Consider the following 22,079-nt stretch of genomic DNA (forward strand, 5'->3'; position numbering starts at 1 on the left):
ATTAATCATAATACGATGAGAACATGTAGCTTATTTCTTATTTTGTGTTTGGGAGTGTCAACTCTGTTGGCGCAAGATTACCAAAAGACATCATCAGGTGTCAAAACTTCTCAAGGAGGTATTGATCTGGAATTGCAATTTATTACACCATCTGTTGTAAGAGTAGTGAAAGCTCCGCAAGGTCATGTGTACACTAAAGAGAGCGTCTCTGTAATAGCTAAACCTCAAAAGGTTAATTTCCAAACGACAGCGAAAGATTACCAAATTATATTGAGTTCCGGATCTATTAAGGTTTGTGTGAATACTCAAACAGGGGCAATAACTTACCAGACTAGTAAGGGTGAAATTTTATTGACGGAAAAAGAAACAGGTCCAAAGTTTATTGACTTCAACGATGCAGGAGTAAAAACATATACTGCTTACCAACCTTTTTTGCTAGATAAAGAAGAGGGCATTTATGGTTTGGGACAGTTGCAAAACGGTAAAATGATTCAGCGCAACATGACCAAGAATCTAATTCAAGGGAATGTTGAAGATGTATCTCCTTTCTTTCAGTCAACAAAAGGCTATGGGCTTTTTTGGGATAACTATTCTCCCACGCTTTTTACTGATAATGAGTCTGAAACATCTTTCCGTTCTGAGGTAGCTGATTGTATTGATTATTATTTTATGTATGGCGCCAATGCCGATGGGGTAATTGCACAAATGCGCTACCTGACTGGAGAGGTGCCTATGTTTCCGTTATGGACATACGGGTTTTGGCAAAGCAAAGAGAGATACAAAAGTCAAGAGGAGACTGTAGGTGTTGTTAAAAAATACCGTGAATTAGGAGTGCCTCTTGATGGAATCATACAAGATTGGCAATATTGGGGGAATAATTATCTTTGGAATGCAATGGAGTTTAAAAATCCCTCATTCAGTGATCCTCAAAGAATGATTAACGAGGTGCATAACATGAATGCTCACATGGTTATTTCCATATGGTCTTCATTCGGTCCAATGACCAAGCCTTACAAAGAAATGGATAAGAGGGGCATGTTGTTTAATATTTCAACTTGGCCTCAATCGGGTCTTGAGACTTGGCCGCCCGAGATGGATTACCCTTCCGGAGTACGCGTATATGATGCTTATAATCCCGAGGCTCGCAATATCTATTGGAAGTATCTGAATGAAGGTATCTTCCAAAAAGGAATGGATGGTTGGTGGATGGACTCAACAGAACCTGATCATCTCGACTGGAAGCCTGAAGATATGGATACTAAAACTTTTTTAGGTTCTTTTCGTAAAGTACGGAATATCTATCCTCTAATGACGGTTGGAGGAGTGTATACTCATCAGCGTGCGGTGTCAAATGATAAACGTGTGTTTATACTTACGCGTTCAGGTTTCGTAGGCCAACAGCGTTATGGAGCAAACGTATGGACAGGTGATGTGGCTTCTACTTGGGAGAGTCTTCGTAACCAGATACCGGCAGGACTGAACTTCTCTCTTTGTGGTATGCCGCATTGGAATAGTGATATTGGCGGTTTTTTTGCCGGACATTATAACAAATCATGGAATGATGGGTCAGGTTCTAAAAACCCCATGTTTCAGGAGTTGTATGTGCGTTGGTTGCAATTTGGTGCATTTACACCCATGATGCGTTCACACGGTACAGATGTGCCGAGAGAAATTTATAATTTCGGTGTGAAAGGTGAGCCTGTGTATGATGCCATTGAAAAGATGATAAAATTGAGATATTCATTGTTGCCTTATATTTATTCTACCTCATGGGACGTTACAAACAATCAGTCGACTTTTATGCGGGCATTGGTCATGGATTTTGTTGACGATAAAAAGGTATGGGATATTAATGATCAATATATGTTTGGTAAGTCACTACTTGTAGCTCCTATTGTTCATCCACAATATACGCCTGAAAAGGCAGTCAAAGTTTCCGAAGAAGAGGGCTGGAACAGAGACTCAGCAAAGAAGGTTGGTAATAATACCCTAACTAACTTTGCTGAAACAAAAACGACTAAGATATATCTTCCGGCTGGTGCTGTTTGGTATGACTTTTGGACAAATCAGAAACAGGTGGGTGGTCAGGAAATAACGAAAGAAACAAGCCTTGATGCCATTCCATTATTTGTAAAGGCAGGTAGTATTATTCCGATGGGCCCCGATGTGCAATATGCTACTGAAAAATCGTGGGATCAGCTCGAACTACGTGTTTACACTGGTGCTGATGGCTCTTTTACCCTTTATGAAGATGAATTCGATAATTATAACTACGAAAAAGGAGCATATATTGAAATCCCCATGAAATGGCATGATTCTGGTCGTAAGTTAACCATTGGAGACACTAAAGGGAGCTATCCCGGTATGCTAAAGAATAGAACTTTTAAGGTTGTTCTACAAGATGGAAAACAGAAAATAGTTCATTATAACGGGAAAAAAGTGACGGTTTCATTTTGACTTGAGGCTTGTTGTCTGCGTGTTAATTTCTAAATTATAAGATCAATGAAGAAGTTGTTAATTCGAACTTTCATACTAAGATCGACTGTCGTGTTACTAGGGCTAACAAGTGTAACAAGCCTTTCTTCCCAAGTCATTCAATCAACATTTTCTGCTAATGGCATCTTTTGTACTTTAAAAGAAGGAATGTTGCAGGTTGATTTTGTGACTCCGGATATAGTAAGGGTGCAATACACCAAAGAGGCTAAATTTGTTGGTAACGGAACAGATGTTTGTGTCCCTCGTAACCAGGAGAGGGTTCGCTTTTCTCATCGAAAAGAGGCGCAACATTTTTGGTTAAAGTCGGATAGTTTAATTGTCAAGATAGATATTCGGACAGGGGCTATTTCGTATTTTGATACAAACGGTTCAGCTTTGTTGCGTGAAGATGCTATGATTCCAAGAGTCGGCACTAAAGTGTTCACGGAGCGAGTTACTTATGATGAGGCGTCAAAGCGAGTAGAAAAAACAGCTAATGGCGATATAGAGGTTAAAACGGTATTGACTCGCGACACAGTGGGGGCTAGTTGGAAGTACAAGATGAACTTTCGCTGGATGCCTTCGGAAGCACTTTACGGTCTGGGATCACACATGGAAGATTATATGAATCTGAAAGGAAAAGAACTGTATCTGTGCCAACATAATCTCAAAGCGATGGTTCCGGTGATCAACTCAACAGCCGGTTACGGATTATTGTTTGATGCCGGATGCAGTATGCTGTTTCGAGATACAGAAGAGGTGGGCTATGTGGAACTGGAGGCTGCCAAGCAGATAGACTATTATTTTATGAAGGGAAAGACAATGGATGCTGTGATTGCCAATTATCGTCTGCTAACGGGTAAATCGCCCATGATGCCTCTTTATCTTTTTGGCTATATTCAATCAAAAGAACGGTATGTGAGTTCGGATGATTTAATAAACACGTTAAAGCTGTTTCGTCAAAAACAGATTCCTGTTGATATGATTGTTCAGGATTGGAATTATTGGCCTGATGGTCAGTGGGGGCGTATGAGCATGAACCCGACCTTTTATCCTGATAAAAAGAAGCTGGCCGACGAAATTCATGCGATGAATGCTAAATTGATGATTTCAATTTGGCCTAATGCGGTGAATAGTCCTCAAACTGATGATTTTAAACAGAAAGGACTGCTTTTCAACGGCACAACTGTTTATGATGCATTTAATCCTTTGGGAAGAGACTTGTATTGGAACTATGCAAACAAGGAATTCTTTAGTAATGGCTTTGACGCTTGGTGGTGTGACTCGTCTGAACCATTGGACGCTGATTGGAAATTTATGGATGCCAGTTATGGCCCGGACAGTCATGAGAGGCGTTGGAAACTGAATACAGAAATATTGAGTGATGCTTTAGGAGCGGAGCGTAGTCAGTTGTATTCTTTGTATCACGCCATGGGTATTTATGAAAATCAACGTGCCACAAATGCATCCAAGCGAGTTGTTAATCTCACTCGGTCTAGCTATGCGGGGCAGCAACGCTTTTCAACCATTACTTGGAATGGAGATACACATGCCACATGGAAGTCTTTTGCACAAATGATTCCTGCCGGACTGAATTTTATGGCTACCGGTTGCCCCTATTGGTCAATAGATATTGGTGCCTTTTTTGTTAAAAAGGGACCTCAATGGTTTTGGAAAGGTGATTATGACAAAGGAGTGGATGATATGGGATATCGCGAATTATATACACGAATGTTTCAGTTTGGAGCATTTCTTCCGGTTTTCAGAAGCCATGGAACTGATACACCTCGTGAAGTATGGCGCTTTGGTAAGCCGGGCGAGCCTTTCTACGATAGTTTGATAAGTATGCTTCACTTGCGGTATCGCATGCTTCCGTATATTTATTCTTTAGCCGGAAAGGTGTATTGTGAAAGTTATACAATGACACGGGCCTTGTCTTTTGATTTTTCTTCAGATGCAGGTGTCGCTGATTTGAAAGACGAATTTATGTTTGGACCTTCCTTCTTAGTTGCTCCGGTTACGAACCCAATGTATTTCACTACTAATTCTACTCCTCTGGAGAATGCAGATAAGAGTCGTCGTGTTTATTTGCCTTTAGGTGCAGATTGGATTGATTTCTGGACGGGAACAGCTTTAAAAGGGGGGCAATGGGTTAAAGCTGACGCTACTATTGATAAAATCCCTTTGTTTGTAAGGCAGGGGGCAATTATTCCTATGGGACCAGTTATGCAATATACATCTGAAAAAAAGGATGGCGAATGGGAAATACGCATTTATCCGGGTGCCGATGGTTCGTTTACTGTATATGAAGACGAAGGTGATAATTACAAGTATGAACAAGGTTCCTGTTCTACCTATCGCTTAGACTGGAACGACAAACAGAATACATTAACAGTTTCTGATCGTAATGGTACGTTTCCAGGGATGCCAACCTCCCGTAAATTACGATTGGTAAAGGTTGGCAAAGGTTCCGGAGTTGGGATAATAGAAACTGCTAAGGAACAATGTATTGAATATAACGGCCGTAAATTGGCAGTGAAATTATAAATAAAATCAACCTATATTAATACCGAATGAAGAAGTTATTTTTATCAGGCTTGTCATTGCTATTGGCTTTGACTGCCACAACGGGAATTGCTCAGAATCCCATTATTCAAACGAAGTACACGGCAGATCCGGCTCCTATGGTTTATAATGACACGGTTTTTCTATATACAACTCACGATGAGGATGATGCCGAAGGATTTAAGATGCTTGATTGGTTGCTTTACACCTCTACGGATATGGTTAACTGGACAGATCACGGAACTGTGGCATCTTTGAAAAGCTTTGAATGGGTGAAACGAGATAACGGCGCTTGGGCAGAACAAGTTATTGAACGCAATGGCAAGTTCTACATGTATTGCCCCATACACGGCAATGGAATAGGGGTCTTGGTTGCTGATAGTCCTTATGGTCCATTTAAAGATCCTCTAAATAAACCTTTGGTATGGCAAAAAGAACATTGGGATGATATTGATCCTACAGTGTTCATTGATGATGATGGTCAGGCTTATATGTATTGGGGAAATCCCAATGTTTATTATGTAAAGCTCAACGAGGACATGATTTCCTACTCAGGTGATATTGTTAAATTGAGCGAACGCCCGAAACATTATCAGGAAGGTCCCTGGACATATAAACGTAACGGGCATTATTACATGGCTTTTGCTTCTACTTGTTGTCCCGAGGGGATTGGTTATGCAATGAGTAATACACCTACCGGTCCTTGGGAAACCAAAGGATACATTATGCGGCCTACAGAAAAATCCAGAGGCAATCATCCAGGAATCATTGATTATAAAGGGAATTCTTATGTATTTGGGTTAAATTATGACTTGCTTCGAAGAGAAACGCCTGAACATCGTGAACGGCGTTCTGTTTCAGTTGCTAAAATGACTTATAATCCGGACGGAACAATCAATGAAGTTCCTTATTGGTCAGAAACGAAGCTCGAACAAATAGGCTTTTTCAATCCTTATCGGAAAGTACAGGCTGTGACTATGGCTTGGGGCTATGGACTAAAAACGGAAGAATCAGCAAATAATAAAATGTACCTCACTCATATTGATAACAATGAATATCTGTGCGTTCGTGGTGTTGATTTTGGAGCGAAAGGTGCTAAGGAATTTATAGTTAACGCTGCATGTGATAGCATGGAAGGTCTTATTGAAATTCGTTTGGATGGTGCTGACGGACCATTAGTTGGAACGGTTAAAGTGAAACCTACTGGTAGTTCTGATATATATGAACTGATGTCATGTTCCATAAAAGGAGCCAAACAGATACACGATCTATACCTATGCTTTAAAGGCAAAAAGGCAAATGATTTATTCAAACTCGATTATTGGGAATTCAAATAATTGATATGCATATTTAAAGTTATCGAAATGAAACACAAATCTTTCTTATTATTGTTTTTATTGATGTTTGCATTAAAAGGTTTTTCTCAGAATCCTATCATTCAAACATTATATACGGCCGATCCGGCTCCTATGGTATATAACGATAAGGTTTATCTATATACGACTCACGATGAAGATGGTTCCACTTGGTTTACAATGAATGATTGGCGACTTTACACAACAACAGATATGGTAAACTGGACTGATCACGGAACTGTTTTAAAATATACGGATTTTAGCTGGGGGAAAGCAAACGCCTGGGCTGCCCAATGCATAGAACGCAACGGCCGTTTTTACATGTATGTTCCGTTAACGGGACAAGACAACCAAGGTGCTATTGGTGTGGCAGTTGCCGATAGTCCTTATGGTCCTTTTATAGATCCGTTGGGTAAACCACTTGTTAAAAGCGGGAAAGGTGATATTGATCCTACTGTATTTATCGATGATGATGGTCAAGCGTATCTCTATTGGGGAAATCCAAACTGTTATTACGTCAAACTGAATGAGGATATGATTTCGTATAAAGGAGATATTGTAAGTGTCCCCATGACAGTAGAGTCTTTTGGCAAGCGCGAAGGAAATCCAGAAAGAGCTACGCTTTACGAAGAAGGACCTTGGCTTTACAAGCGCAATGGATTGTATTATCTTTTATTTGCTGCCGGCCCAATTCCCGAGCATTTAGGCTACGCAACTAGTAACAGCCCAACTGGTCCTTGGAAATACGGTGGAGTATTAATGCCTGCTGAGGGACGTAGTTTTACCAATCATCCCGGGATAATTGATTTTAAAGGCAACACTTATCTTTTTTATCACAATGGGGCTCTACCCGGTGGAAGCGGGTTTACTCGTTCAGTATGTGTTGAAGAACTCGCAATAAACAAAGATAAGTCATTACCTCAACTAAAGATGACGAATGGTGTTTCGAAACCTTTGGGAACACTGAATCCTTATGTGAAGACAGAAGCGGAAACGATTGCTTGGTCCGAGGGCGTTAAGTCCGGACATGATCAGCGTGTGGGAGTCTTTGTTACTGCAACAACAAACGGTAGTTACACGAAAGTAAGGAACGTAGATTTTCAGAAGACTGCTGCTAGAAGCTTCATAGCCAGAGTAGGGACAACCCACAATGGCAACGTTGAAATGGAAATTCGGTTAGATAAGATAGATGGGCCCTTAGTTGGTACAATAAAGGTTCCATGTACCGGAGGCAGTGATCGATGGGCTTTGATTGAGACCCATGTTACTCCTATAACTGGAATTCATGATGTTTTCTTTGTTTTTAAAGGAAGAGCTGCCAGCAACATTATGTATTTTGATTATTGGAGGTTTACGAAATAACAGTTAGAAAAAGAGAACCGTATGAAACACGCATACGGTTTCTCTTTTATTTTTTGTAGGCTTCTGCAAACTCAACAGAGATGCTGTTGTTGAAGCTTTTGCAAACTTCGGCTGAAAAATCTTTCCCACAAGCTATAACCCTGTCCCACTGAGCATCATCAAGATTGTCCAGATCTCGTAATCTGACATCATATTTGAGCAGTCCGTAAATAAGACCCGCATTAAAGTTGTCTCCAGCTCCAATTGTACTCACAGCTTGCAATGGAGTTACAGAATACTCTTTTGATAAACAATTGGTACGTAATGTAATATTGTTTGCGCCCGATGTGCAGATAAAGTTAGGGCAATAAAATTTTATTTTGTCCTTGTATACTTTATCAACATCTTGCAGTCCATACATATAGAAGAAGTCTTCTGATGAGCCTCTGACAATATGAGCATATTCTAAATTTTCTATAAGGGTAGGAGCCAGTTTCATGGCTTCATCTTTATGTGTGCTCCTGAAATTAGGATCATAGTAGATAATGGCTTTTCGTTCTTTTGCTAACTCAAGTAGCTCGGTCATCTTATCTCGAAGAACCGGGTTTAAGGCATAAAAAGAGCCGAAAACAACAATATCATCTTCATTAATTTGTGGAAAAATTACATCCAATCGTTGTTTGGGATATTCTTTATAAAAAATGTACTCCGCATCACTTTTATCGTTTAGAAATGCTAAAGATACTGGTGATTTACCGTCAGGAAACACATTTACGTGATCAGTTGATATCCCGTTTTCCTGCATAAAATCAAGAATGGTTCTTCCAACCCGGTCATTGCCAGTTTCGCTTATAAAACGTACATCCACACCCATTCTCCCCAAGGAAATCATGCCGTTGAAGACGGAACCTCCCGGAACAGCAGCCGATGGCTTGTCTTTTTTGAAAATGATGTCGAGAATGGTTTCTCCTATTCCGATTACTTTACGCATAGTTCTCTTGATTTTTCACCTAAATAACCTCCATGATGACGTTTGGAATATTCTTCGATTGTGAATTTTGTTTGCTTCATAGTCTGAACAACCAATATATCTCCTATTACAGTCATCACAGTTGTTGACGTGGTTGGAGTCATGCCCAATGTGCAAACTTCATCGGGTTTACCGGTACAAAGGCATACGTCCGACTCTTTGGCAAGTGGACTGTCGGCATTTCCGGTAATGACAATAAACTTCAGATTACGATTCAGATTATGTGCCAATTGGGTGAGTTCAACAATCTCCCTTGTTTTGCCTGAGTTAGATATAAGTAACAGCAAGTCGTTTTCTTGCAAAATGCCCAAATCACCGTGCTGTGCCTCGCTAGGGTGCAAAAAAACAGAAGGAACTCCTGTGGAGCAGAAAGTTGTGGCAATGTTCATGGCAATTTGACCGGCCTTACCCATACCTGAAGTGACTAACTTTCCTTTCTTTCGGTGTATTTGCTCTACAATAAGTTCAACCGCTTTTTCGTATGCATCAGTTACCGGAATGTTAAGAACGGCGTTTGCCTCTTTCTGCAAGAGAGTTTGAATCGATTCAATCATTATTATCAGTTAAATTAGGTTTTTTCAAGATGTTTATCAGTTCGTTGAATGAATTTGCTACCAAGTAGTACTCATTCTTTTCTAACCCACGAATAAATTGGGCTTGAGCCATCTGCTGCAAAGCTTTCAGTAAAGTATCATAAAAGCCGTTTACATTATAAAAGATGACTTTTTTGTGATGGTATCCTATGGTTGAGGCTGCCATTACATGGAAAACCTCGTCTAACGTACCAATTCCACCCGGAAGAGCTACAAGTATATCAGACTCTTCAACAATAACGTCTTTTCGGTCACTCAGGTTAACTGTGTGTATCAGTCTGTCGGGAAGAGTACTTACTTTGCCATTCTTTTCGAGTATCTTAGGAACAACTCCTATGAGTGTAGCTCCGTTTGCCTTAGCTGCCGAAGCAATGTCCTCCATCAATCCTAAATTTGCTCCTCCGTATATAATTGTCTTTTTTTCTTTACCTAACCACTCGCCAAGTTGACGCGTAATTTCCACATATACAGATGGTAATCTGTTGGATGCAGAGCAAAATATTCCTATCTTTTCCATTAAGCTTGATGTATTATAGCCTGCAAATATCTGCAATTTCCTATAAATGGCAATAAGTTTTGTTGTATTTTTGTGCTCTTGTACCAATAACCAATTAGAAAACAATGAATTATAATCAGTATACATTGCCCAATGGTCTTCGCATCATTCATGAATCGTCGGTCTCAAAAGTAACTTATGCCGGCTTTGCTGTAGATGCCGGTACCCGCGATGAAAACTCCTCTGAGCAGGGAATGGCCCATTTGGTTGAGCATCTTATTTTTAAAGGTACTACTCACCGGCGCGCATGGCATATCTTAAACCGCATGGAAAATGTAGGAGGAGATTTGAATGCATATACCAACAAAGAAGAAACAGTCCTTTACGCATCGTTCCTGACAGAAGATTTGGATCGAGCGGTAGAGCTTATGAGTGATATGGTGTTTCACTCAACCTTTCCCGATCATGAACTTGATAAAGAAAAAGAGGTCATTTTAGATGAGATTCAATCGTACGAAGATAATCCTTCCGAACTTATTTTCGATGACTTCGAAGACATGATTTTCAAGGATCATTCCTTAGGGCGTAACATTCTAGGAAACCCTCAATCGCTGAACCAGATAACGCGTGAAGATATTATACGTTTCTGGAGCAATTATTATCAACCATCCAATATGGTCTTTTTTGTTCTTGGAAATGTTGATTTCAAGAAAGTAATACGTTTGGCAGAGAAGTATACGGGGCACTTGACATTGAGCGATCGGATTTCCGAACGCATTATGCCGCCCCTTTATGTTCCTCAGCATAAATTGATCCATAAAGAGACACATCAGGCTCATGTAATGGTTGGCAACCGAGGATATGATGCGCATAACAACAAGCGTACGGGTTTATATTTATTGAATAACATGCTTGGAGGTCCCGGCATGAATAGCCGTTTGAATGTTTCTTTGCGTGAGCGTAAAGGCCTTGTTTACAGTGTGGAATCTAATTTGACTTCGTACACGGATACAGGTATTTTCTGCATTTATTTTGGTACAGATCCCAATGATGTTGACCGGTGTTTGACCCTCACGTACAAGGAATTGAAGAAGTTATGTGATTTGAAATTGACACCTTCTCAACTTGCAGCGTCCAAAAAGCAATTGATTGGGCAAATCGGAGTGGCCTCCGATAATAACGAGAATAACGCTTTGGGAATGGCAAAGACCTTCCTTCATTATAACAGATACGAAGCATCCGAGGCCGTCTATAAACGAATAGAAAGCATTACTTCATCAGAATTGCTTGAAATTGCTAATGAGTTGTTTGGGGAGGAGCAGCTTTCAACACTCATTTATAAGTAAAACCAAAGTCTGTTGAGTTGCGTAATAAAATGAATCTCTGAAAAGATAATTCACATTCATCTTCTCAGAGATTCACAAGAGAGAATCACCAACACAAAATCAACTATTTATAGCTTTTTTTGAGCTTGTTGACTGCATTTTCCAATGATTCAGTCGGCTCAATAATGTTGTAGCTTTCCCAGAAATCTTCATCATAAAAATTCAATACCTTCTCTGAAAGAACTTGATTGGCCTTGAAACTTTCCCTATAAGTGATGGTAGATGCAGCATTGTCGATCCGGTCAGTCATTACCATTTCAGAGATAACCGTGTATCCCGTCGAGAAGAGTTTACGCTTCCAGTCACATTTGAATTTTATTTCAGTACGCACATAATTCAAGTAAGTGCGTCCGCCCATTTGTCTGTAAGTAACCAGATAAGATAAGTTTTCGGGTTTAAATCGGAGTCCAGCCGGCTTACTTCGTAGAATAAGAGACGTGGCCTTGATCTTATCACGCATGTCGAGTGCAAACTCCATGCGTGTAATGGCCTGAGTTTCCCTATCAATATACAGTGTACCCTGATACAATGGTTCATCCAGCATCATACGCGGTTCAAAACGGATAGCATAATGTGGTCTGTTGTCAATGTTTACGTAATCATTGAATGTATAATTGTAATACATCAAACAATCCTTGCTGAGCAACACATCCGGATTTTTAACCATATCGATAAAGATTGCCTGTGTGGGGCCTCCCAATAGTTTAATGGCAAGAGTATCTCCTTCGTGGGGACTTAACAACCGTCTTCCTTTGAAGACTTTCACTCTATCTTTGCTGATATCTTCCGTGTAGGCCGATTTGTAGACGTTGATTACCGCTTCACAGATACTGATGTATTTTTTTCTTTTTTGAGAAGTTTCTCTGTAAAATCCAGTGTACATGGCAGGCTTATCGTTGTAATTTTCCGGGATACGCTCCAATGCCTGTTCAACGATTTTGCGTGCATCTACCGGCTTTACTACCACCTCATTTAACACCACAGTATTCGGCGTAATATAAATCACCCTATCATCTACATCTTTCTGATTGATATGAATAGTGCTCGTTTCGTAACCGATGTGTGATATCTCTATAAGATGCGCATGCAAGCTTTTCTTTACTTTCAGCGTAAAGGCTCCATCAGAGTTTGTAATGGTACCCACATTACTTCCGGGCACAGAAACGTTTACGTATTCGAGCGGACGTTTATTCTTTTGGCTTTTTACGATTCCGCTGATTACAAATACATCCTCATTCTCTTGGGCACGTATAGAGTGATTCGTTAAACTGAATAGAAAAACGATGAAGAGGATAATGGAGGAGTTTACAGACATTTTCATGGTGGAATGATTTAAAGGTCAATAATCCGTAAATGCTTGTCTTTCAATACATAAACAAATTGAAGAATCGCTTTGTTGAATGGGTGCCCCAGATAAAATCACTGAATTTGGTCTCAGAACAGACAAATGTTACTATATTTGCCCTATACCTATCTTGTATAGTATGAAAACAAAGATGTTTAAAATGAAAACAAGGCTCTTTTTTGCCTTTTTGGTGTTTACTCCCTCCTATATATGTGCAGGTAATGAGGTCGATTCCCTGCTGAATGAACTCGATAAAATTATTGCAGTTCATCGTTCTTTCAGTATGAAGAAAGAAGTGCGTATTGATGAACTTAAAAGGAATACCCCACCTGCTACTTCCCTTACATCTTTGTATGAGAGGAATAGGAAGCTTTATAAAGAGTATAGGGCTTATATTTGTGATTCTGCCATTCATTATCTAAATAAGAATATTGAGTTAGCCGGTAAAATGAACGATCGCATGAAGCAAGATGAAAGTAAGCTTTTGCTGTCCTATCAGCTGGCGTCTTCAGGGATGTATAAAGAGGCCGTAGATATTCTCGAAAGTATTGATCGTGGTACTATAAACGCTCGGTTTCTTACAGATTATTATTCTTGCTTCGATCATGTGTACGGTGAATTGGCCTTTTATACGCAAGACAAGGTTAGTTCTGCAGGTTACCGAAAAATATCTGATGCGTACAAAGATTCTCTTTTCCATGTGGTTGATCATTCTACGGATTTGTATCTGTCAATGAAAGAAACAGCCTATAGAGACAATAGTGAATTTGCCGAAGCACTTCAAGTAAATGATATGCGGCTCTCCAAAGTTAAGTCTGGAACACCGGAGTATGCTTTGATAACATTTCATAGAGCCCTGGCTTTTCAACAAAATGGTGATCGGAATCAAGAAAAGAAATTTCTGGCTCTTTCGGCTCTTTCAGATATTCAATCGGCTATAAAAGACCATGCTTCCTTATGGATGCTGGCGCAGTTACTTTATGAAGACGGAGACGTGGAGCGGGCTTATCATTACATACGCTTTTCCTGGGATGAAACAAATTTCTATAATGCGCGTTTGAGAAGCTTGCAAAGTGCAGGTATTCTATCTCTTATAGATAAAACGTATCAGGCAAAAATAGAACGACAGAATAGGCAGTTAGAGAATTACCTGATGCTGATTAGTGCATTGGTTATTCTGTTATTTGTTGCTTTAGCATACATTTATTGTCAGATGAAAAAGCTTTCGGTAGCAAGGAATAACCTGCAGCAAGTTAACGAACAACTTAAGGCATTAAATGAGGAACTGAAACAAATCAATGGCTGCTTGCAGTCAACCAATATAGAACTTTCCGAGTCCAACCAAATTAAAGAAGAGTACATTGGCCGTTTTATCAAGTTATGCTCTACTTACATAGACAAGTTGGATGCTTATCGTCGCATGGTCAGTAAGAAAATATCGGGCGGCCAGACTGCTGAACTTTTGCGCATTGCACGCTCTCAAGATACACTCGACTTGGAGTTGAAAGAACTATATGATAACTTTGACTCTGCTTTCTTGCAATTGTTTCCTGATTTTGTGAAACGATTCAATGAATTGTTGCAACCCGATGCTGCTATCCTACCTAAAAAAGGAGAATTGCTTAACACGGAATTACGTATTTTTGCTCTTGTTCGCCTAGGTATTGAAGATAGTTCGCAGATAGCCGAGTTCTTGCGTTATTCGGTCAATACCATTTATAATTATCGCGCTAAAGTGAAGAATAAAGCCCAGGTTTCGCGTGATGACTTTGAAAATATGGTTCGTAATATTCGCTAATATCTTTGTATTTCATCCACTTTTTAAGCCTGTTTTTATTTTATAATTAGCTTATAATCAGCTTTTTATGCTCTGGCTGTATCCACTATTTCTTTCATCGAACCAAAGCACCTCTCTCTTTTTGCTTAGTTTTGTGTCGATTGATTCGCTTGGCATACATCATGCTAGCGGGTTAAAGTAAACTTTGATTTTCAAACTTAAATTAATGCTTATGAAAAAGAGTAAGCGGAGCTGCCGCTTTATAGCTCGAAAGTTTTTTATTGCTTTCTCGGCAATATTCTTCTCATTGGGGGCATTCGCCCAACAGTTAAGTGTATCCGGACTTGTGTCTGATACTTCGAAAGAACCCCTTATCGGGGTAAGTGTTCTTGAAAAAGGAACTTCCAATGGTACAATTACCGACATAGAGGGGCGTTTTTCCTTGAATACAAAAGAAAATGCAGTTTTAGTTTTCTCTTATGTCGGCTACAAGACGATGGAGAAAAAAGTCACTTCACAAATGTCAGTCACACTTCAAGAAGACGCTGAGATGCTTGAGGAAGTAGTTGTTATTGGTTATGGAACAGTACAACGTAAAGATGTAACGACTGCTATTTCTACAGTATCTACAAAAGATTTGATAGAAAGACCAATCACCTCTGCCGGACAAGCCATCCAAGGCAAAGTGGCTGGTATCTCTGTTATTCAACCTAGTGGTATGCCTGGTGGAGAGTTATCCATTCGTGTCCGAGGAACGACTTCCTTTAATGGTAGTAATGACCCCTTGTATGTGGTTGACGGTGTGCCTGTAGATAAGATAGACTTTCTATCTCCCAATGATATTGCCAGCATGCAGGTAATGAAAGATGCTTCATCGGCTGCTATCTATGGTTCGCGTGCAGCGAATGGAGTCGTTCTTATTACAACTAAAACCGGACAAAAAGGAGCTGCTAAGGTGTCCTTGAATGTGCAATATGGTATCGACAAAGTGATTGATAATGTCAAAGTACTGAATACACAAGAATACGTAGAATTACAAAGAGAACTTGGAAATACCTCTTTACCCGATGGCTTAACTGATCAAACAGATTGGTTCGATGAGGCTTATCAGATAGGTCATACCCAGAGCTATCAAGCTTCAGTTTCTGATGGCACAGATCGGTTAAAGTACTTTCTGTCCGGAGGTTATTTGGATCAAAAAGGCACTTTAGATGCAGCTTTTTTCAAACGTTATAACTTCAGAGGTAATATAGAAAATGATGTAAGAAAATGGTTAAAATTATCAGCTAATATTTCTTATTCTAGTACCATAAAGAATGATTTAATCACGGGTCAAGGTTCAAACCGTGGTGGTGTTGTGCTCTCCGTTATCAACACACCGACCTATGCACCTATATGGAATCCGAGCAATCCGGAACAATATAACGATAACTTTTACGGTGCAAATCTTACTCATCCGTTAGAGAATATGGAGCGTAGTAGAAACAATAAACAGAAGGAAGATCGTATAATTCTATCTGGAAGTGCATTGATAACTTTTATGCCGGAGCTGAATTTCAAATCTTCTTTTAGCTTAGATCGTAGAAATGGACTTGATACAAACTTCCTTGATCCTCAGAAAACTAGTTGGGGAAGACAGCATTTCGGTATTGGAAGTGATGAAAGAAACAGAAATACTGTTATAACGATAGATAATGTGGCTACGTTTAATAAACGTATTGCTAAACATGCTTTTGAAGCCATGTTGGGAACTTCATATACCAAATCGGAATACTTAAATAGTTGGATAAACGGAACAAATTACAGATCAAGTGATATTGAAACGCTTAATGCGGCGAATAAGATAGATTGGTATAATACAGGTACTGCCGGTTCAGAGTGGGGAATTATGTCTTATTTTGGTCGTGTTGCCTATAATTATGATAGTAAATATCTGCTTACGATCAACATGCGTCGTGACGGATCATCCAGATTGCATCCAGATAGTCGTTGGGGAACATTTCCCTCTATGTCGGCCGGCTGGAGAATTTCTTCTGAAAAATTCATGGAAAGTTTTTCTTGGATTGATGATTTGAAAATACGTGCTGGTTGGGGTAAAACAGGAAACCAGTCGGGTATTCATGATTATGCTTATTTGCAAAGATATAACATACAGCGTTTGGCATGGTTTGAAGAAGGAAAAGAGAATGTTCTTTCTACTATTTCTCCTGCTAACCTAAGAGCAACAGACCTGAAATGGGAAACAACTACACAAACGAATATTGGTCTTGACTTTACAGCTTTTAGTAGTAGGTTGAATATTACATTGGATTATTATTTCAAGAAAACAACAGATATGTTGATGAATGTGACCATGCCTTCAACCGGAGCTAGCTCCATTTCTACCATTCAACGTAATGAGGGTGCCATGGAGAACAAAGGATTTGAGATAGCTGTTGCAACCAAGAATTTCCAAGGAGCTTTTGCGTGGGATACCGACTTTAATATCTCATTCAATAAGAATAAGTTAACCAAGTTGATGTATACACCCATGTATGAAGATGCTTTGACTAGTGATCATGTAAACGCCAAAGTTGTTCGTAATCAACCCGGACGTCCGTTAGGTAGTTTCTATGGTTACATAAGTGACGGTGTAGATCCTGAAACCGGTAATCTTATATATCGCGATTTGGATAATAACGGTAAAGGTGGAAATCCAGGCGATCAGACATTTATTGGGGACCCTAATCCGGATTTTACATTTGGTATGACTAATAATCTCTCTTGGAAAAATTTCAACCTGAACATTTTCCTTCAAGGTTCTTATGGTAATGATGTGTATAATGCATCACGCATGGAAACAGAAGGTATGTTTGATGCAAAGAATCAAACGACTGTTGTACTCGATAGATGGAAAATACCCGGACAAATAACGAGTGTACCTAGAGCCGGTTTTAACATCAAGAATTCTACTTATTTTGTGGAAGACGGAAGTTATTTGCGTGTAAAAACCGTTACGTTATCCTATAACATCAAAAGTAAGTTCCTGACAAGAGCTGGGATTACACGTTTGCAACCTTATTTCACGGCCAATAATCTGCTGACACTGACTAGTTATTCCGGCATGGATCCGGAGGTTAATCAATGGGGAAATAGTGGTGCAGTACAAGGTATAGATTGGGGCACTTACCCTCACAGCAAATCATTTGTGTTCGGTATTAATGTTGACTTTTAATTTTTAATTTGATGAAAAAGATGAAACGAAATAATATAGGAAAGATTATATTGGGTGGAGCCATTACTTTGGCTGTTGCATCCTGTTCGTTGGACTTCGATCCGATATCTGATTATTCCGATGTCACAGAAGGAATATCTGAGACAGGGAAAGAGGTGGTTTTTAAAGATAAAAAATCTGTAGAAGAACATTTAAAACTCCTCTACACAGAATTGAGAAACCAAGAATGGTATATTGATAAAATGCTGATGGCTGAAAGTCACTCTGACAATGCTTATGCAGGTGCATTTAATGCCGAGGTATTGCCTTATGAAGACAACTCGCTCGATGCAACAAACAGTGTATTGGAAAGAGATTGGAATCGTTATTTGAGTCAAATAGGACTTGCTAATAAGTTGGTAATTTATGCAGATAGTGTTGCCGATAAATCGTTGAGTGACGCGGAGGTGAAGAGCTATCAGGCACAAGGAATGATATTTCGCTCGTTGATTTACTTTGATATGGTTCGTCTCTGGGGAAATATTCCGGTCGTAACGAAAGTTGCTCCTAATATTACCAGTGAAAATTTCGACGAAGTATATCCGCTATATTTTCCTTTGCAAACTCCTGAAATAGATACTTATAAGCAAATAGAATCGGATTTGTTATTTGCAGTACAAAATGCGCCCGATTACAATCCGGCAGATAAAAGAGTGATGACCAAAACTGTAGCTCGCGCATTACTAGCCAAATTGTACGCCGAAAAGCCGCTGAGAGATTATGAAAAAGTGATTAAATACGCAGATGATGTTGCCAAAGACGGCCCTCAACTTGTAGACGATTTCAGTGTGCTTTTTGGTATGAAGAAGGATGAAAAAGGCAATTACATTGATGCAAAAGCCCGTAATACTAGCGAGTCCCTATTGGAGGCTCAGTTTGTGGCGGGCGACAATAACTGGTGCTACATGATGTTTGGTCGTAATCTTCTGAATTGGGACGAAAATTTCAGTTGGAATAAGTGGGTTACACCTTCGCGTGATTTAATAAAACTTTATGAATCGGAAGGAGATGTGGAACGTTTCCAAGAGTCGATTGTTTATTATGAATGTGGATGGTCTCTTTATTATCCTAAAGATCATTACCCTTTCATGTACAAATGTCGTTCGTCGCAAAGTAGTATTATTTGGATGCGTTATGCTGATATTCTTTTGCTTAAGGCTGAAGGACTGATCATGCGTTCATCTCCCGATTTAACAGCAGCAGCAAATATTATTGATGAGATACGTACCAAACGCAAATTGCCCAAATTACCGGCTAGTATCAAGGGAAATAAGGAAGACATGCTTAATGCTTTGTTGAAAGAACGACGCATGGAATTGGCTTTCGAAGGGCAACGTTGGTTTGATTTGGTCAGATTAGATAAAGTGGAAAGCGTGATGAATGCTGTTTATTCCAAGGATTCTGGAAGAAGAGCACGCCAAGAAGCCTTTACTGAGAATTCTTATCGCTTGCCCATACCGTTAAGGGTACTGCAAGCGAATTCAAATATGGTTCAAAATAAAGGCTATTAGCCAATAATTAACTACTGACAAGCATGAATAAGCTAAAAAGTATAAGATGGTTTGCATTATTGTTTCTCATTATGACAGGATGCAGTACCGGTAAAGGTAATACATTAGATCCTGACCAAGAAATCGTAAAGGGAGAGGTAGTAACAGCTTATGTTACTACCGCGACCCGCTCATCTGAATTTGTCCCCAAAGAAATATCTTTTAGTGATAGAGTAGACAATATGTCGCCCTTTACCATTACACTTGTTTCCGGTAAGAAATATCAGACGATGGACGGCTTCGGAACTGCTATTACCGGCTCTTCAGCTTTCAATTTATTGAAGATGTCGTCTTCTGACAGAAATGCTTTTTTGAAGAGAACCTTCTCTGAATCAGACGGTATGGGGCAGAGCTATGTAAGAATAGCTATCGGCTGTTCCGACTTTTCTCTTAGTGAATATACTTGCTGTGATCAAAAAGGTATTGAGCATTTTGCTTTGCAAGAAGAAGAATTGAAATACATTATTCCTGTATTGAAAGAGATATTAGCAATCAATCCTCAACTAAAAATCATGGGTACGCCTTGGACTCCCCCCACCTGGATGAAGGTTAATAACCTCAAAGATTTGAAGCCTTTTGAATCATGGACAAGTGGCCAGTTAAATCCTGCTTACTATCAGGATTATGCCACTTATTTTGTGAAATGGATTAAAGCGATGGAGGAACATGGTATTCCTATCTATTCGGTTACTCCTCAGAATGAACCGTTGAATAGGGGAAATTCGGCATCTATGTATATGGGATGGGAAGAACAGAATGCTTTTATTAAAAATGCACTTGGCCCGAAATTCAAACAAGAGGGAATCAATACCAAGATTTACTTGTATGACCACAATTATGATTATGATAATCATAAAGAAGAGACCAAGGATCAGATGCAGTATCCGTTACATATTTACGCAGATGCCCAAACGGCAACCTTTGTTGCAGGCGCAGCTTATCATAATTATGGAGGCGATAAATCGGAGTTACTCACTATTCATAATGCCAATCCTGATAAAGAGTTGATCTTTACCGAAACATCTATCGGAGAGTGGAATGACGGTAGGAACTTTGAAAAGCGCTTGATAGAAGATATGGAAGAAGTGGCACTGGGTACGGTAAACAATTGGTGCAAGGCTGTCATTGTCTGGAATTTAATGTTGGATTCAGAAAAAGGCCCTTTCAGACCCGGCGGATGCAATTCTTGCTTTGGTGCAGTAGATATTGATAAAGCAACTTATAAAACCATTATTTGCAACTCTCATTATTTTATTATCGGACATTTATCTTCTGTTGTAAAACCCGGAGCTGTTCGTATTGGAACTTCCGGATACACAGACAAGGAATTGGTTTATTCTGCTTTTAGGAATGCGGATAACAGTTATGCGTTCATCGTGCTTAACAAATCGTCAATGCCTAAAAAAATAAACTTATATGATGGCGAAAAGAGCTTTGTGCATGAAGTGCCTGCTAAAGCTGTTGTTTCTTACCGATGGTTAACTAACAAATAAAAATTCTAATTATGAAATTACTTACATATAAACTCCTTTTTTTGTTCTCTGTCATCTTGTTGGCATCATGTTCTGACGATGATGAGAAAGCAGCGGGAAATCCCGTGATGGATATCAAGTCTGAATTCACTAATGCCATGTATGGTGATAGTTTGCCTTTTACTGTCAGTGTAACCGATGAGGTTCCCCTATCTACATTAAAGGCCCGAATTTATTACGGAGAAGAAAAGGTTTCCGAAGTAGTGATCAGAACCAAAACCAATGGTTCTTATTCCGGTAAAATTTATGTTCCATTCTTTAAAGATACCCCCGATGGAAAGGCTAAACTGGAGTTCACGTTACAAAACATCAATTTTACGTTGACTAATAAAACGTATGATTTAACAGTGACGCGTCCGGTGTTTCCTTACTTAACTTTTGTGACAGCTAGTAAAGAGTATAAAATGCTTCACAAGAGTGGTCACAATTATGAATTAACAGAAACACTCCCTCAGAAAATAAAAGGCTACATAAAAGCTCCCAAAACAACCTCCAATGGCAATGAGCTTACTTTCGGTTGGGAAAGCGGTGCGATTGCTTTTGGTTCAACCGAGCCTATTACTTTCTCTAATTTAACTGCAGGTGAATACACCATTTCGTTCAATACACAGGATTACTCTGCGGCACCGTTTATCGTAGCGTATGTAGTTAACGGGGTGAAGATGGAGAAATTAGCTGAAGGTGATACGGAAGATCGTTATAAACGCGATTTGGCATTGAAGCAAGGAGATGAAGTGCGTGTTGAAGGGATAGATGATTTTAATGAATGGTGGATAGACCCTGATTTCTTCACACAAGATGGAGATAAACTAACCTTTAAACCGATTGATGGCGACTACCGTATTATTGCCGACTTTGTACGCAGATATTTGAAAGTGGAGGTGATGTCGGGCACTGCTCCGGCCAGTCTGAAAGAAGACGGTACCGGTGCTATATGGATTGTTGGCGACGGTGTTGGTAAACCTGCTTTAAAATATGCCCCAAGTTGGAACCCATCTATGGGAATTTGTATGGCTCCCATGGGCAATGGCAAATACCGGGCTAGCTTTGTTGCGGGTGAAATGATTAGTGCAAGCAACATCAATTTCGTGTTTATTCATCAGAAAGACTGGGGCACCGGCTTTAAAGGCTCTCAAACTGTTTCGGGTGGTGACAGAACACTGGAGGTGGTGAGTGATCTTATCTTGATTGGAGAAGGTCAGAATGTAAACGGTGTTGACAATGGTAACTTAGCCTTGATAAAAGACAAAAGCCTCACCGAAGGTAAAACCTATGTTTTTGAAATTGAGGCTCCTGCCGGACTTGTGGGTTGTAAGCTGACCATCACGGAAAAATAAAGAACCGTTAGGAATAGGTATTAGTTTTTTTTAAGGTACAATGAA

14 protein-coding genes are annotated in these 22,079 nt (G+C 39.6%); 10 read left to right on the forward strand and 4 right to left on the reverse strand.

Going from position 1 to position 22,079, the window contains the following annotated elements; genetic code table 11:
- Positions 1-15: 15 nt before the first annotated feature.
- The 4 genes from C511_RS0101165 to C511_RS0101180 are packed head-to-tail and all read left to right on the forward strand — an operon-like array spanning position 16 to position 7,757.
- Positions 16-2,457: a glycoside hydrolase family 31 protein gene (locus C511_RS0101165; RefSeq protein ID WP_024995469.1), complete on the forward strand. Its 2,442-nt coding sequence runs from the start codon at positions 16-18 to the stop codon at positions 2,455-2,457.
- Positions 2,458-2,502: 45 nt separating this feature from the next.
- Positions 2,503-5,022, forward strand: a complete 2,520-nt coding sequence (locus tag C511_RS0101170) for a glycoside hydrolase family 31 protein (RefSeq protein WP_024995468.1) — start codon at positions 2,503-2,505, stop codon at positions 5,020-5,022.
- 26 nt (positions 5,023-5,048) lie between these two features.
- The gene (locus C511_RS0101175) at positions 5,049-6,377 is read left to right on the forward strand and encodes a glycoside hydrolase family 43 protein (RefSeq protein ID WP_027317674.1); all 1,329 of its coding nucleotides are present in this window, start codon (positions 5,049-5,051) and stop codon (positions 6,375-6,377) included.
- 27 nt (positions 6,378-6,404) lie between these two features.
- Positions 6,405-7,757 carry a glycoside hydrolase family 43 protein gene (locus C511_RS0101180; RefSeq protein WP_027317675.1) on the forward strand — a complete coding sequence of 451 codons (1,353 nt, stop codon included), beginning with the start codon at positions 6,405-6,407 and terminating at the stop codon, positions 7,755-7,757.
- 46 nt (positions 7,758-7,803) lie between these two features.
- Here C511_RS0101180 and C511_RS0101185 read toward each other — a convergent pair whose 3' ends face one another.
- From C511_RS0101185 to C511_RS0101195, 3 genes are read right to left on the reverse strand one after another with little or no spacing between them, the layout of a single operon-like run.
- Positions 7,804-8,727 (reverse strand): carbohydrate kinase family protein, encoded by a 924-nt coding sequence (locus C511_RS0101185; protein WP_024995466.1) that lies wholly within the window; start codon positions 8,725-8,727, stop codon positions 7,804-7,806.
- Positions 8,715-9,320 carry an SIS domain-containing protein gene (locus C511_RS0101190; RefSeq protein WP_024995465.1) on the reverse strand — a complete coding sequence of 202 codons (606 nt, stop codon included), beginning with the start codon at positions 9,318-9,320 and terminating at the stop codon, positions 8,715-8,717. The genes C511_RS0101185 and C511_RS0101190 overlap by 13 nt, the downstream gene beginning before the upstream one ends.
- A complete protein-coding gene (locus tag C511_RS0101195) occupies positions 9,313-9,876 on the reverse strand; it encodes an LOG family protein (protein WP_024995464.1) in 564 nt (187 codons plus the stop codon). The genes C511_RS0101190 and C511_RS0101195 overlap by 8 nt, the downstream gene beginning before the upstream one ends.
- Positions 9,877-9,980: 104 nt before the next feature.
- On the opposite strand from C511_RS0101195, the gene C511_RS0101200 reads away from it, so the two are divergent.
- On the forward strand, positions 9,981-11,201 hold the full coding sequence (locus C511_RS0101200) for a M16 family metallopeptidase (protein WP_024995463.1): 1,221 nt from the start codon (positions 9,981-9,983) through the stop codon (positions 11,199-11,201).
- Between the two features lie 103 nt (positions 11,202-11,304).
- Here C511_RS0101200 and C511_RS0101205 read toward each other — a convergent pair whose 3' ends face one another.
- Positions 11,305-12,561, reverse strand: coding sequence for a carboxypeptidase-like regulatory domain-containing protein (locus C511_RS0101205; protein ID WP_024995462.1), 1,257 nt, complete (start codon positions 12,559-12,561; stop codon positions 11,305-11,307).
- 184 nt (positions 12,562-12,745) lie between these two features.
- Here C511_RS0101205 and C511_RS0101210 point away from each other — a divergent pair, with 184 nt between their 5' ends.
- From C511_RS0101210 to C511_RS0101230, 5 genes are all read left to right on the forward strand, one after another.
- Positions 12,746-14,383 (forward strand): DUF6377 domain-containing protein, encoded by a 1,638-nt coding sequence (locus tag C511_RS0101210; RefSeq protein ID WP_034781513.1) that lies wholly within the window; start codon positions 12,746-12,748, stop codon positions 14,381-14,383.
- Positions 14,384-14,594: 211 nt separating this feature from the next.
- Positions 14,595-17,576 (forward strand): SusC/RagA family TonB-linked outer membrane protein, encoded by a 2,982-nt coding sequence (locus tag C511_RS0101215; RefSeq protein ID WP_024995461.1) that lies wholly within the window; start codon positions 14,595-14,597, stop codon positions 17,574-17,576.
- Between the two features lie 20 nt (positions 17,577-17,596).
- Positions 17,597-19,126: a RagB/SusD family nutrient uptake outer membrane protein gene (locus tag C511_RS0101220; RefSeq protein ID WP_024995460.1), complete on the forward strand. Its 1,530-nt coding sequence runs from the start codon at positions 17,597-17,599 to the stop codon at positions 19,124-19,126.
- A 23-nt stretch (positions 19,127-19,149) separates the two neighbouring features.
- Positions 19,150-20,658, forward strand: coding sequence for a glycoside hydrolase family 30 protein (locus C511_RS0101225; RefSeq protein ID WP_081698247.1), 1,509 nt, complete (start codon positions 19,150-19,152; stop codon positions 20,656-20,658).
- Between the two features lie 11 nt (positions 20,659-20,669).
- Positions 20,670-22,034, forward strand: coding sequence for a DUF5125 domain-containing protein (locus C511_RS0101230; protein ID WP_024995458.1), 1,365 nt, complete (start codon positions 20,670-20,672; stop codon positions 22,032-22,034).
- Positions 22,035-22,079: the final 45 nt, after the last annotated feature.

This window comes from Bacteroides graminisolvens DSM 19988 = JCM 15093 (assembly GCF_000428125.1).
GTDB classification, from domain to species: domain Bacteria; phylum Bacteroidota; class Bacteroidia; order Bacteroidales; family Bacteroidaceae; genus Bacteroides; species Bacteroides graminisolvens.